At 61.3% G+C, this 12,601-nt stretch carries 13 protein-coding genes and 1 tRNA gene; 8 read left to right on the forward strand and 6 right to left on the reverse strand.

Going from position 1 to position 12,601, the window contains the following annotated elements:
• Nucleotides 1–31 precede the first annotated feature (31 nt).
• Both gap and tkt read right to left on the reverse strand, forming a co-directional pair.
• The gene (gene gap / locus NMG46_RS04600) at nt 32–1,042 is read right to left on the reverse strand and encodes a type I glyceraldehyde-3-phosphate dehydrogenase (protein ID WP_023678507.1); all 1,011 of its coding nucleotides are present in this window, start codon (nt 1,040–1,042) and stop codon (nt 32–34) included.
• Between the two features lie 158 nt (nt 1,043–1,200).
• Nucleotides 1,201–3,192, reverse strand: a complete 1,992-nt coding sequence (tkt, locus tag NMG46_RS04605; protein WP_254816553.1) for a transketolase — start codon at nt 3,190–3,192, stop codon at nt 1,201–1,203.
• Between the two features lie 260 nt (nt 3,193–3,452).
• Here tkt and NMG46_RS04610 point away from each other — a divergent pair, with 260 nt between their 5' ends.
• The 4 genes from NMG46_RS04610 to NMG46_RS04625 all read left to right on the forward strand — a co-directional run bounded on the left by NMG46_RS04610 (nt 3,453) and on the right by NMG46_RS04625 (nt 6,068).
• Nucleotides 3,453–3,725, forward strand: a complete 273-nt coding sequence (locus tag NMG46_RS04610) for a DUF4164 domain-containing protein (RefSeq protein WP_006200774.1) — start codon at nt 3,453–3,455, stop codon at nt 3,723–3,725.
• A gap of 4 nt (nt 3,726–3,729) precedes the next feature.
• A complete protein-coding gene (locus tag NMG46_RS04615; RefSeq protein WP_254816554.1) occupies nt 3,730–4,095 on the forward strand; it encodes a cell division protein ZapA in 366 nt (121 codons plus the stop codon).
• Between the two features lie 288 nt (nt 4,096–4,383).
• Nucleotides 4,384–5,043, forward strand: coding sequence for a peroxiredoxin (locus NMG46_RS04620; RefSeq protein ID WP_254816555.1), 660 nt, complete (start codon nt 4,384–4,386; stop codon nt 5,041–5,043).
• A 152-nt stretch (nt 5,044–5,195) separates the two neighbouring features.
• Nucleotides 5,196–6,068 (forward strand): MBL fold metallo-hydrolase, encoded by an 873-nt coding sequence (locus tag NMG46_RS04625; protein ID WP_254816556.1) that lies wholly within the window; start codon nt 5,196–5,198, stop codon nt 6,066–6,068.
• Nucleotides 6,069–6,258: 190 nt separating this feature from the next.
• On the opposite strand, the gene NMG46_RS04630 is transcribed toward NMG46_RS04625, so the two are convergent.
• From NMG46_RS04630 to NMG46_RS04640, 3 genes are all read right to left on the reverse strand, one after another.
• The gene (locus tag NMG46_RS04630) at nt 6,259–6,768 is read right to left on the reverse strand and encodes a hypothetical protein (protein ID WP_254816557.1); all 510 of its coding nucleotides are present in this window, start codon (nt 6,766–6,768) and stop codon (nt 6,259–6,261) included.
• A gap of 357 nt (nt 6,769–7,125) precedes the next feature.
• Nucleotides 7,126–8,037, reverse strand: coding sequence for an RNA polymerase sigma factor RpoH (gene rpoH, locus NMG46_RS04635; RefSeq protein WP_023678514.1), 912 nt, complete (start codon nt 8,035–8,037; stop codon nt 7,126–7,128).
• 187 nt (nt 8,038–8,224) lie between these two features.
• Nucleotides 8,225–9,265, reverse strand: a complete 1,041-nt coding sequence (locus NMG46_RS04640; RefSeq protein ID WP_254816558.1) for an RluA family pseudouridine synthase — start codon at nt 9,263–9,265, stop codon at nt 8,225–8,227.
• A 26-nt stretch (nt 9,266–9,291) separates the two neighbouring features.
• Between NMG46_RS04640 and NMG46_RS04645 the strand changes: the two genes are divergently transcribed.
• The 3 genes from NMG46_RS04645 (at nt 9,292) to NMG46_RS04655 (ending at nt 10,244) form a co-directional block, all read left to right on the forward strand.
• Nucleotides 9,292–9,675 (forward strand): fimbrial protein, encoded by a 384-nt coding sequence (locus NMG46_RS04645; protein WP_254816559.1) that lies wholly within the window; start codon nt 9,292–9,294, stop codon nt 9,673–9,675.
• A complete protein-coding gene (locus tag NMG46_RS04650) occupies nt 9,672–10,079 on the forward strand; it encodes a VOC family protein (RefSeq protein ID WP_254816560.1) in 408 nt (135 codons plus the stop codon). The genes NMG46_RS04645 and NMG46_RS04650 overlap by 4 nt, the downstream gene beginning before the upstream one ends.
• Before the next feature lie 90 nt (nt 10,080–10,169).
• Nucleotides 10,170–10,244 (forward strand) — tRNA-Glu (locus NMG46_RS04655).
• Nucleotides 10,245–10,758: 514 nt separating this feature from the next.
• Here NMG46_RS04655 and NMG46_RS04660 read toward each other — a convergent pair.
• Entirely contained in the window at nt 10,759–11,826 is a 1,068-nt protein-coding gene (locus NMG46_RS04660; protein WP_254816561.1) for an adenylate/guanylate cyclase domain-containing protein, read from the reverse strand.
• A 109-nt stretch (nt 11,827–11,935) separates the two neighbouring features.
• On the opposite strand from NMG46_RS04660, the gene NMG46_RS04665 reads away from it, so the two are divergent.
• Nucleotides 11,936–12,376: an SRPBCC family protein gene (locus NMG46_RS04665; RefSeq protein WP_254816562.1), complete on the forward strand. Its 441-nt coding sequence runs from the start codon at nt 11,936–11,938 to the stop codon at nt 12,374–12,376.
• The last annotated feature ends 225 nt before the right edge of the window (nt 12,377–12,601 follow it).

Below are 12,601 nucleotides of genomic sequence, written 5' to 3' on the forward strand. Positions count from 1 at the left end.
CGTCTTCCAGGTCGAGAAGATGGTTCTGCGATCAGGCGATGGTCTTGCCGAAGGCGACGGCGGTATCGCCCATGCGGTTCGAGAAGCCCCACTCATTGTCGTACCACGACAGCACCGAAACGAAGTTGCCGTCCATAACCTTGGTCTGGTCGAGCGCCACGATCGAAGAATGCGGATCGTGGTTGAAGTCGATCGAAACATTGGGATGACGGGTAACCGCGAGGATGCCCTTCAGCTTGCCGTTTGAAGCGGCGATCACCGCGTCATTGATCTCCTGGACGGTGGTCGGCCGTTTGGCGATAAACTTGAAATCGACGAGCGAAACGTTCGGCGTCGGCACGCGGATGGAGATGCCGTCGAGCTTGCCCTTGAGCTCGGGCAGTACCAAGCCGATGGCCTTGGCGGCACCGGTCGAGGTCGGAATCTGCGACAGCGCGGCGGCACGGGCGCGGTAGAGGTCCTTGTGCATAGTGTCCAGCGTCGGCTGGTCGCCGGTGTAGGAATGGATCGTCGTCATCATGCCCTTTTCGATGCCGACCGCCTCATTCAGCACGGCCGCCAGCGGCGCCAGGCAGTTGGTGGTGCAGGAGGCGTTCGAGATGACGATGTGGTCCTTGGTCAGCTTGTCGTGGTTGATGCCATAGACGACGGTGAGGTCGGCGCCCTCTGCCGGAGCGGAGACGAGAACGCGCTTGGCGCCGGCGGTCAGATGGGCGACGGCCTTGTCGCGGGCGGTGAAGATGCCGGTGCATTCGAGCGCGATGTCGATGCCGAGCTCCTTCCAGGGCAGTTGCGTCGGATCCTTGATCGCGGTGACCTTGAATTTTTCCTTGCCGACGATGATCTGGTCGCCGTCAACCGTCACCTCATGCGGAAAGCGGCCATGCACGCTGTCGAAGCGCAGCAGATGCGCGTTGGTCTCGACCGGGCCGAGATCGTTGACCGCGACGACATCGATATCCTTGCGGCCGGATTCATGGATGGCGCGCAGGATGTTGCGGCCGATGCGGCCGAATCCGTTGATGGCAACTCTGACGGTCATTGTTCTCTCCCTGGGAGCTGGAGGCCGAAGATCAAGTCCGCAGCTTCATAACGGCGGACGGGCAAAGAATCCAGCCGCCGAGGCTTGGATTTAAATCGATTAATGCGCCACCGCCCGGCAAAACCGCTATACCAGCCTTTGCCGGTCGGGGCTCACCTTCATTTGCCGTGCAGACGGGCTTCCGCCGCCTTCACCGTTGCTTCGGCGGTGATGCCGAAATGCGGGTAGAGCTGTTCGATAGTGCCGGAGGCGCCGAAGCCGGTCATGCCGATGAAGATGCCGTCGGTGCCGATGAAGTGATCCCAGCCCTGGCGGATGCCGGCTTCGATGGCAATCTTGAGCGGCGCATTGCCGATCGTTCTGCTGCGATAGTCGGCGCTCTGCTTATCGAACAATTCGAAGCACGGCACCGAGACGACGCGGGTCGCGTGGCCGTGCTTTTCCAACGCCTCGCGGGCGGCCAGCGCGATCTCGACCTCGGAGCCCGAAGCGAAGATCGTCACCGCGGCTTCACCGCTGGCGGCGGCAAGTTCATAGGCGCCGCGGCTGCTGAGGTTTTCCGCAACGAAGTCGTTGCGTACCGTCGGCAGGTTCTGCCGGGTCAGCGCCAATGTCGAAGGCGTCTTTTCCGACTCAATGGCCAACTGCCAGCATTCCGCGGTTTCGACCGCGTCGGCCGGGCGGAAGACATTGTGGTTCGGGATGGCGCGAAGTGCTGCCAGATGTTCGACCGGCTGATGGGTCGGACCGTCTTCGCCAAGGCCGATCGAATCATGGGTCATGACGAAGATCGAGCGGATGCCCATCAATGAGGCAAGCCGCATAGCCGGACGGGCATAATCGGAAAAGCACATGAAAGTGCCGCCATAGGCGATAATGCCGCCATGCAGCGTCAGCCCGTTGATCGCGGCCGCCATGCCGTGCTCACGAATGCCGTAGTGGACATAGCGCTGGCCATAATCCTCGGCGGTGATGTTCTTGGTCTGGCTGGTCTTGGTGTTGTTGGAGCCGGTCAAATCAGCCGAGCCGCCGATGGTTTCGGGCACGGCGCCGTTGATGACCTCCAGCGCCATTTCCGATGACTTACGGGTGGCGACCTTCGGCTTGTCGGCGGCGAGCTTCTTCTTGTAATCGCCAATGACGGCGTCGAAGTTGGCCGGCAGCGTGCCACTGATGCGGCGTTCGAACTCTGCGCGCAATTTGGCGTCGGCCTTGGCAAGCCGGCTTTCCCAGTCGGTGCGCGCCTTGACTCCGGTCCGCCCGGCGGTACGCCATGCGTCGAGGATATCGGCCGGAACCTCGAAGGGCGGATAATCCCAGCCGAAGAATTTTCTGGCGCCGGCGATTTCCTCGGCGCCGAGCGGCGAGCCATGCGCCTTGTTGGTGCCGGCCTTGGTCGGCGCGCCGAAGCCGATCGTCGTCTTGCAGGCGATCATCGTCGGCTTGTCGGAGTGGCGGGCCGCTTCGATGGCATAGGCGATCGCTTCCGGGTCCTGGCCGTCGATATGGCTGGCATTCCAGCCGGACGCCTGGAAGCGGGCGACCTGATCGGTGTTATCGGCGAGCGACACCGGGCCATCGATCGAGATGTTGTTGTTGTCCCAGAAGACGATCAGCTTGTTCAGCTTCAGATGCCCGGCAAGCGCGATGGCTTCCTGGGATACGCCTTCCATCAGGCAGCCGTCGCCGGCCAGCACATAGGTGTAGTGGTCGACGAGATCTTTGCCGAAAGCGGCATTCATGATGCGCTCGCCGAGCGCGAAGCCGACCGAATTGGCAAGGCCCTGGCCGAGTGGGCCGGTCGTCGTCTCGATGCCGGCGGCATGGCCGTATTCCGGGTGGCCCGCCGTCCTCGACCCCAATTGGCGGAACTGCTTGATCTGGTCGATGGTGATGTCTTCGTAGCCGGTCAGATAGAGCAGCGAGTAAAGCAGCATCGAGCCGTGGCCGGCCGACAGGATAAAGCGGTCGCGGTCCGGCCAATGCGGGTTTTTCGGATCGTATTTGAGAAAGCGGGTGAACAGCACCGTGGCGATGTCGGCGCAGCCCATGGGCAGTCCGGGGTGGCCGGAATTTGCCTTCTCGACGGCGTCCATGGCGAGAAAACGGATCGCATTGGCCATCCGGTCATGTTGTTCGCGCGAGGTCATACTTCCTCCAAAATGGGGGTTTGGGCCTTGGGAAAGCCCTTGAAAAAGGTGCGCGACACATAGCAGGCGCGGCCTTTTAGTCAACAAATCGGTGTGCTTTTGCCGGTCTTGTGATGGCCATGCGCGACTTACATTAGCGTTAGCAGGGGACAGTCGCGACAGCTTTATTGACGTGCGGTTCACACGACGGGTAATGTTTCAGGGATAACGCGTTCTGAACGTGGATGATTCGGTGATGGGCAGGGCGCAGGACGAAAGCCATGACCGGGGAAACGACCCTCAAGGAAGTCATTGCCAGGCTGGGTAAGGCCATCGAAGGGCTGGAAAACGCCGTCGCGGCCAAGCTCGAGCACGAGCGGGACTATTCGGAAGCCGAGGCCGAAGTGCAGCGGATGAACGCCGACCGCTCGCGGCTGGCGCAGGAGCTCGACAATTCCGAAGCTCGCGCCGAACGGCTGGAAGATGCCAACAAAGAAGTGTCGCGAAGGCTGGTGACAGCCATGGAGACCATCCGCGCGGTACTGGACAGGTAGGCTAATGGCACAAGTCACGGTTTCCATCGACGGCAAGCAATATCGGATGGCCTGCGACGAGGGCCAGGAAGAGCATCTGATCGATCTTGCCGAGCGCTTCGACCGCTATGTCTCGCATCTGAAGGATTCTTTTGGCGAGATCGGCGACCAGCGGCTGACCGTGATGGCCGGCATCATGGTCATGGACGAGCTTTCGGAACTGCAAAAGCGCGTCAAGGGCATGGAAAGCGAAGTGCTGACGCTGCGCAAGACGCGCGACGATGCACTGACCAAGGCCGATAAGAATGATTCCGTGCTGACCGGAGCGCTCGGCGCGCTGGCCCAGCGCATGGAAGACCTGGCGACGACGCTGGCAGTGAACAAGGCGTAGCGCGTCGCGTCGCCTCATCGACCCGACGCCACTTAACGGCGGAATGGGCAACATATGAGCCGAACAATCGGCGGAAATGCCTGCACGTTTAACCAACCTCCGGTGCTTTTTCGCCAGCGCGGAAATCACTGCTGTATTTCCCGCCTAAGTGACAAAAATTTTTTTTTGAGGCCGGCCACTATCCTAGCGTCAACAGCCACTTGAAGGATGACGCCGCAGTGTTAGAAATGCAAGCAAGCCGGTGGGGCGTTCAATGCCAGCGGCAAGCCAAACAGGTAGGGACACGCCATGAGCCTTCGCATCAACGACATCGCACCGGACTTCACCGCGGAGACCACGCAAGGACCGATCAGCTTCCATGAATGGATCGGCGACGGCTGGGCGGTATTGTTCAGCCATCCGAAGAACTTTACGCCGGTTTGCACGACCGAACTCGGCACGATGGCCGGGCTCGAAGGCGAGTTCAGGAAGCGCAACGTCAAGATCATCGGCATCTCGGTCGATCCCGTCGAAAGCCACGAAAAGTGGCAGAACGATATCAAGATCGCGACCGGCCATTCGCTGAACTACCCGCTGATCGGCGACAAGGATCTCAAGGTCGCCAAGCTTTACGAGATGCTGCCGGCGGGTGCCGGCGAGAGCTCGGAAGGCCGCACGCCGGCGGACAATGCCACGGTGCGTTCGGTCTACGTCATCGGGCCCGACAAGAAGATCAAGCTGGTTCTCACCTATCCGATGACGACGGGCCGCAACTTCGACGAAATCCTGCGCGCCATCGATTCCATGCAGCTGACCGCCAAGCACCAGGTGGCGACGCCGGCGAACTGGAAGCAGGGCGAGGACGTCATCATCACCGCTGCCGTCTCCAATGAGGATGCCATCAAGCGCTTCGGTGCCTATGAGACGATCCTGCCATATCTCAGGAAGACCAAGCAGCCTTCCGCCTGAGCAGGCAGGGGCGGCACGGAGAAATTTTCGGTTTTCCTGATCCTATGAGCATGGGGTGCTTGACGGCGCCTGGTTGACGGACAACCATGCCTTTCATTTGCCGTGGCAGAGAAAATCCTTCCTGCCGTGGTGAGGGGCGAAGGAGGCTGGGATTGGACGCATTATCGGCCAGGTCGCAGGTCACCGGCTTCTATGACGAGCCGAGCGGGTCCGTCCAGTATGTGGTCGCCGACATGGCGACCCGCAAATGCGCCATCATCGATCCGGTGCTCGACTTCGACGAAAGGTCCGGTGCAACGGCAACGAAGAACGCCGACGCCCTGCTCGACTTCGTCAGGGAAAGCGGGCTGGAGGTCGAGTGGATCCTCGACACGCATCCACATGCCGATCATTTCTCCGCCGCCCATTATTTGAGGGGGAGAACCGGAGCGCCGACGGCAATCGGCGAAAAGATCATCGACGTCCAGAAATTGTGGAAGGTGATCTACAACTGGCCGGAGTTCTCCGCCGACGGTTCCCAATGGGATAGGCTATTCGCCGACGGCGCAACTTTTTCGGTCGGCGGCCTTCCGGCGAGAGTGCTGTTCTCGCCGGGCCACACACTGGCCTCGATCACTTACGTCATTGGCGACGCCGCCTTCATCCACGACACGTTGTTCATGCCGGACAGCGGCACCGCCAGGACAGACTTTCCGGGCGGCAGTGCCGAGCGGCTCTGGCGTTCGATCGAGGACATCCTGGCGCTGCCGGACGAGACACGTCTGTTCGTCGGTCACGACTACCAGCCGGGCGGTCGTGAAGCGCGCTGGGAAAGCACGGTCGCGGAGCAGAAAGCCGGCAACATCCATGTTGCCGGCGGCAGGACGGAAGCCGACTTCGTCGCGCTCCGCCAAGCCCGCGACAGGACGTTGCCGATGCCGCGGCTGATCCTGCACGCGCTGCAGGTGAACATGAACGGCGGACGCCTGCCGGAACCGGAATCCAACGGGCGGCGCTATCTGAAGTTTCCGCTCGATTGCCTGTGAGGAGATGGGTCGCTGGCACTACAGTGCCACCCAAACTTGGCGCCGCCCTCATCGTTCTGCGACGGTCATCCAAGTTATTGATCCTGATTCGATTTTTGCGATGTTTGAATCCGATAGGTCCATGCGGGAAGACGGTGGCGGCAGCCGGATGAGGAGCGGCGCAGAACGCCAGCTAGGTGTTTACTCAGCGTCAGGGTTTTGTTCGGCGGGCTAAATGTTCATACGTGATTTGCCAAGGGTCGCCCTCGGAAGATCTTTCCTCGCCGATCCAATGGAAGTTGTTGGCAGTGATCTCTGTGAAACGCCAACAAGTTTTCAGGCCGCGCGAGTCATCGCCGAGCTGGACAATGTCCTTACCCTCGGCTCGGCCGATCTGGCGCGAGTGATCCCGGTTGAGCGGGTCGTTCCATATGATGTGCCAGCCATCGATTCCAGGGTCGAAGATGCGCAGGGTCGTGCCGTACATCGTGGACGGCGCAGGGCGCTTGGGCCTGATCCAAACGTCCTGAATCGCGCGGCCTTCGAGCACCCAGCCAAAATGGCATTCGCCATCCCATTTCTGGATTGTGCCGTCGTCGAGATAGTGGACCGAGTCCATTTCCCAGCTTCCAATTAGCCATCCATAGAGGGCCATGTCTTTCGCCCGATCGGCTGGGGGACCTTCGGATCCAAGAGCGGTCAGAAACGGGGAAATCGTCATCGTCATACTCCCTTTCGTGTCCAACAGACGAGCTCCAACTGCCTGAGGCAGCCCCAGCGGCCCGTTATCAGCGGCCCGTTATCGCGTCACTTGCTGCGAGCGCCGGGTTATGGAATGCCCCGGTCGGCGCCGGAATGTCGACGCCACAGCTTGCAGCGTTACGGTTTTCAGGGCTTGGGGGAAATTGCGGTAATGCCGCTACCAATGCGATCGTCTGCGGACGCCATGGCGAGGCTACGGCAGTTACGGCGGCGGATCGGAGATCCGCGAAGGCGCCGCCGGTCGAACGCGACGCGCTTTAGAAAAACGGCGGCGCCAGTTACCTGACGCCGCCGTTTTTTGGTTCTCTTGGAGGCCTTACGCCGCCGGCTGCGCCTCAATCGTGCGCAACGCCTGCGTCTGGCGCTTGGCCGCGGCCTTGACCGCGTCCTGCACCTTCTCGAAGGCACGCACCTCGATCTGCCGCACCCGCTCGCGGCTGATATCGAACTCGGCCGACAGCTCTTCCAGCGTCAACGGCTCATCGGCGAGGCGGCGCGCCTCGAAGATGCGACGTTCGCGGTCGTTGAGCACGGCAAGAGCGCCGGACAGCATGCCGCGCCGGTTTTCCAGCTCGTCCTGCTCGATCAGCATCTCTTCCTGGCTTTCGTGGTCGTCGACCAGCCAGTCCTGCCATTCGCCGGACTCGCCTTCACTGGCCCGGATGGGCGCATTGAGCGAGGCGTCGCCCGACAGACGGCGGTTCATCGACACGACTTCCGCTTCCGAGACGTTCAGCCGGGTGGCAATCTCGGTGATCTGGTCGGGCTTCAAATCGCCTTCATCGAGCGCCTGGATCTTGCCCTTCACCTTGCGCAGGTTGAAGAACAGGCGCTTCTGGTTGGCGGTGGTGCCCATCTTGACCAGGCTCCACGAGCGCAGGATGTATTCCTGGATCGAGGCCTTGATCCACCACATCGCATAGGTGGCGAGACGGAAGCCGCGCTCCGGTTCGAATTTCTTGACGGCCTGCATCAGGCCGACATTGCCTTCCGAGATCACTTCGCCGATCGGCAGGCCGTAGCCGCGATAGCCCATGGCGATCTTGGCGACGAGCCGAAGGTGGCTGGTGACGAGCTTGTGCGCAGCCGTGGTGTCCTCATGCTCGGCGTAGCGCTTGGCGAGCATGTACTCTTCCTGCGGCTGAAGCATCGGAAAGCGGCGGATTTCTTCCAGGTAGCGGCTGAGACCGCCTTCGCCGGAAACGATACTGGGTAATGACTGGGCCATGATAGCGCCCCCTCTCTATTGGAGTGATGCCCCCGAAACGCGGCGGGCATGTGGCACGAATGCCAAAGGCACATTCGCGCCAACCGACATATATAGGAACAAAACCAGAAAGACAGGCATTTGTTCAACACGAAACAGTGTGTCACGCTGAAGTGAACAACGCCGGTCAGGTTTTCAGGTGGTTGGTTCAGAGCTTGCGGAAGCCGTCGACGAGTTCCTCCATGTCCCACGGTATCGGTGCTTCGAACCTCATCGTTAGATGGGTATCGGGATGGCGAAATGCAAGGAGGCGGGCGTGCAAAGCTTGTCGCGGAAACGCCTTTACCTTGCTCTTTAGCGGCTCGGGCAACCGATTGGCCTTGGTGCGGAAAGCCTGGCCGTATTCGGGGTCGCCAATCACCGGATGGCCGATATGGGCCATGTGGACGCGTATCTGGTGGGTGCGACCGGTCTCCAGCCGGCATTCGACCAAGCTCGCCGTGGCGAATTCCTGCTGCTGCTCGCCAAAGCGCTCGACGACGGTGAAATGCGTTATGGCATGGCGCGCATCGTCCCGGCCTTGCGGCACCACGACACGGCGTACCCGGTCGGCGGCGCGGCCGAGCGGCGCGTCGACCGTCCCGGTCGGCCTTGCCGGTATGCCCCAGACCAACGCCAGATAGGCGCGCTCGAGATCGCCGGTCAGGCCGTGGTCGGCAAAGGCCTCCGACAACGCCTTGTGGGCGCGGTCGGTCTTGGCGACGACCATGACGCCGCTGGTCTCCTTGTCGAGGCGGTGGACGATGCCCGGCCGTCTCACGCCGCCGATGCCGGACAGGCTGTCGCCGCAATGATGGATCAGCGCGTTGACCAGCGTACCGGTCCAGTTGCCGGCGCCGGGATGTACGACCAGCCCGGCCGGCTTGTTGATGACGATCAGCGCGTTGTCCTCGTAGAGGACGTCCAGCGCAATATCTTCGCCTTGCGGCGCCGCCGGTTCAGGCTCCGGCATGTCGACCGACACGCTGTCACCTTGTGCCATCTTGCGCTTCGTCTCTTCGACCTGCCTGCCGCCGATCCTGACCGCGCCTTGCTTTATCAGCATCTGCACCCGGCTGCGCGACATGTCGGGGCCGAGCTTGGCCGCCAGCCATTGGTCGAGCCGCTGGCCGGCGGCATCGGCGCCCGCCTCCAGTACGATCGGTCCGGCCCCTATTAATTGTCTGGCCTCTTCGTTATGAGCGCTCATCGAAAACAGTTCCGGAATCTGCTGCCATGGCCCGGCCGCTTGCCGACGAAGACGAGGAAAAGCCACTCGACCCCGAGGTCGAAAAGGTGCGGAGGAAGCTCGTCCGCTTCGTCGCCATCAATCTCGGCCTGCTGTTCCTCGCCCTTATGGTGGTGATAGCAGCACTTGTCTACAAAGCGCGCAACGCGCCGCCTGCCGCCCCGCCGTTGACCAGTGACTTCCAGGTGCCGATCGGCGAACCGGTCAACGGCGACATCGTGCTGCCGGTCGGCGCCAGGGTGATCAGCCAATCGCTCTCCGGCAATCACCTTTCGATTGACGCCGAGCTGCCCGACGGCAGCCGCGCCATCTTCGTCTATGACATTACCGAGCGCCGCATCGTCGGCCGTTTTGCGATCAGGAACAAATGACCGGTTTTGCCGAACACCGCAGCATTGCCACGGTCGCGCTTGTCGTCGCAAATTATGACGAGGCGATTTCCTGGTATGTCGACCGGCTGGGTTTTGTGCTCACCGAAGATATCGATCTCGGCGGCGGCAAACGCTGGGTCACGATCACGCCGGGCAAAGGGCAGGGCGCGCGGCTGCTTCTCGCCGAGGCATCCGGCGATGCGCAAAGGCACGCCGTCGGCAACCAGACCGGCGGGCGGGTCTTTTTGTTCCTCGAAACCGACGATTTTGCCCGCGACCATGCGCTGATGCTCGAAAAAGGCGTCGAGTTCCGCGAACCGCCACGCCACGAGGCTTATGGCACGGTCGCGGTCTTCGCCGACCTTTATGGAAATCTCTGGGACCTGATTGAGCCAAAACGATAAGCGTGCAGCGGATATTTCGTCTGTGCGAGCAGTGGCCCTGAGCCTAGTTGCTTTTTCCCAGCCGTCAGCCTATATCGCCGGTTCTTGAACGCGCCCATCGTCTAGCGGTCAGGACACCGCCCTCTCACGGCGGGAACAGGGGTTCGATTCCCCTTGGGCGTACCAAGTCTCTCCAAGCTCTCGGCAAACCATCAATCCGGTCCATCGCCTTAGGTCGCGGCGGGTTTGGCTCATTGCCGCTTCTGGCGCAGCGGAGCCGATTGCATTAGCATTGCATCATGGGTCTTGAGGCACCGCTTAGCGGCGCGCAGAACGTCGCGCTGACCAGGGCAGTCGATGCCACGCGGGGGGACCCAGATACAGAAACTACAATCGCAAGGCGTCCATCACGCTGGTCGGCACCGCCTGGAGCCGACCTGAGCTACAGCTGCCGGCGGCGGATCGTTTTGGCGAGCTCGGCGAAGGCGCCTCTCCCTTGAAGGGTGGATGCCGGGAATACTCGGCCCTTAGCACCGGCCAGCGAAGCTGCGCGCGACGCGCATGGCTGGGCTCTAAACGCGCCATACTCCAGTTGCAGTATCGTAGCTTCTTTGCCGTTCGAATTTCTCTCAGTCATGGCTTCGCACGATACTAAGATATGCTGCGAACGGCACATCCACGGCGCGCTCAACCATTCGATCTATTCCGGCAAGCCGAAAAGCGTTTGCGCGCCTGCTATTCCTCCGAGCGGATGACTGCCCATGGCGATCATCCGCTCGGTAGTTTCTGCCTCGAACACTGTCGACGCGAGCACCGTCCGTCCCAACGGCTTGCACAGCCCTTCGATGCGGCTGACAAGATTTACAGCCTTGCCGATCGCGGTGAAGTCCAACCTGCCGGCAGTGCCGATATTCCCCCAGAGTATCTCGCCGACATGCAGGCCAATGCCATATCCGAGCTCAGGGCCGCCATTGCGGCGCCGAGTTTGGTTGAGATGATCTATCCCAGCGCGCGTAGCCTTCACGGCTCGGACCGCAGCGTCACATGCGGCATTTGCATCGCGCTCGCCAATCGGGAAAATCGCGAGGACGCCATCACCTATAAACTTGAGAACCTCACCACCAAATGCGTGCACCGCGCCGGCGACGCAATCGAACCAGGCATCAAGTACCAATACGATCTCGTCTGCATCATAAACCTCGGATAAATCAGTGAAACCTCGAAGGTCCGCGCACAGAAGCGCAGCCCGGATCGTCTCTCCCTTTACTCGACGAGAATGACCGTTGAGCACATGTGCTGCACTGCGCTTTCCCAAATATGCTTCGAGCAATGCGCGTTTCGCGGACCGTTCTGCGAGCGCGGTCATCGGAGCCGCAGCAAACCGGGAGATTTGCCGCAGCAGCTCTGACTGCGCATCATCCGGAGTATGGTCGAACGCCCACACCAAAGTCGGTGCGACACCGCCCGCTCGCTCGTCGAACACGATCGCCCGCGTCGTGCCAAGCCACTCCCGCAGCACGAGCAGGGGATCGGCATTCTGGCGGTCGGCGCCTATCCCCAAAGCCTCGACCACTTCACCCCCAGGCGCTCGCCAGAGCCAGATGCGGCGTGAGATAATCGGGTCGGGAGCATCCTGCGCCAGTGCGCCGGCGATGATTGGCAAGCCGTCTTCCATCAAATGCGTTGAGAGCTGCAATAGAAGTCGGCCACCGTCGCCAATATGCGCGGCGTCGTCCAGAAGGAATGAAAGCGAGTTTGCGAGAAGCATCGGTAGAAGATCACTCGGCACCGGCTTATGCTTACGCCTCGAACATCGTCTTGCAACTCCCCATATTCGCTTGCACGGCATTCGATGCGGATGTGACCTGGAGTGAGCGATGGCGGAATCGGTTTACACAGAGATTGAGGTCGCGGCGCCACAAGCGACCGTGTTCGCGCTTTTGACGGATCCGGACCAGATCGTGCGATGGATCGGGACCGAAGCGAATTTGGATGCATCGCCGGGCGGTCTGTTCCTCGTCAATGTCGGTGGTCGCCATATGGCGCGCGGTGAGTTCACCGAGGTGATCCCGGTCCACCGTCTTGCCTACAGTTTTGGCTGGGAAGACAACGAGACCGTGCCGCCCGGCTCCAGCCATGTCGAGATCGACCTGATCGCGAGGGATGCGGGGACACTGATCCGCTTCACGCATAGCGGACTGCCGAACGCAAAGGAGCGTGACAGCCACCGAAGGGGATGGGAGCACTACCTCTCAAGGCTGAAGATCACTGCCGATGGGGGACATGTCGATCCCGATGTGCCGATGGAGAATATGTGATTTTCGTCTAAGGGGCCACGGATGCCGGTAATCCGAACCAGGCGCGGCATGCGTCAACGAGGCCCCTTTGACCTGCCGTCGCCAAACCGGCTGCTCGGGAACCCAGCGACCTGCGGGCTGCCGCACCATTACAGCTGCCGGCGACGGATCGTTTCGGCGAGCTCGGCGAAGGCGTCCGCGCTCTTGGCGCCTGCTTGGAGTTCTTGAAACTCAGCGCTTCTGGCG

Source organism: Mesorhizobium sp. LMG 17147 (assembly GCF_024297145.1).
Taxonomy (GTDB): domain Bacteria; phylum Pseudomonadota; class Alphaproteobacteria; order Rhizobiales; family Rhizobiaceae; genus Mesorhizobium.

Bases quoted from the DNA above. Each gene is read 5' to 3' on its own strand.
- gap (WP_023678507.1), bottom strand. From the start codon at position 1,042: ATGACCGTCAGAGTTGCCATCAACGGATTCGGCCGCATCGGCCGCAAC.
- NMG46_RS04620 (WP_254816555.1), top strand. From the start codon at position 4,384: ATGAGCCTTCGCATCAACGACATCGCACCGGACTTCACCGCGGAGACC.
- NMG46_RS04610 (WP_006200774.1), top strand. From the start codon at position 3,453: ATGACCGGGGAAACGACCCTCAAGGAAGTCATTGCCAGGCTGGGTAAG.
- NMG46_RS04630 (WP_254816557.1), bottom strand. From the start codon at position 6,768: ATGACGATTTCCCCGTTTCTGACCGCTCTTGGATCCGAAGGTCCCCCA.
- NMG46_RS04615 (WP_254816554.1), top strand. From the start codon at position 3,730: ATGGCACAAGTCACGGTTTCCATCGACGGCAAGCAATATCGGATGGCC.
- rpoH (WP_023678514.1), bottom strand. From the start codon at position 8,037: ATGGCCCAGTCATTACCCAGTATCGTTTCCGGCGAAGGCGGTCTCAGC.
- tkt (WP_254816553.1), bottom strand. From the start codon at position 3,192: ATGACCTCGCGCGAACAACATGACCGGATGGCCAATGCGATCCGTTTT.
- NMG46_RS04645 (WP_254816559.1), top strand. From the start codon at position 9,292: ATGGCCCGGCCGCTTGCCGACGAAGACGAGGAAAAGCCACTCGACCCC.
- NMG46_RS04665 (WP_254816562.1), top strand. From the start codon at position 11,936: ATGGCGGAATCGGTTTACACAGAGATTGAGGTCGCGGCGCCACAAGCG.
- NMG46_RS04650 (WP_254816560.1), top strand. From the start codon at position 9,672: ATGACCGGTTTTGCCGAACACCGCAGCATTGCCACGGTCGCGCTTGTC.
- NMG46_RS04640 (WP_254816558.1), bottom strand. From the start codon at position 9,265: ATGAGCGCTCATAACGAAGAGGCCAGACAATTAATAGGGGCCGGACCG.
- NMG46_RS04660 (WP_254816561.1), bottom strand. From the start codon at position 11,826: ATGCTTCTCGCAAACTCGCTTTCATTCCTTCTGGACGACGCCGCGCAT.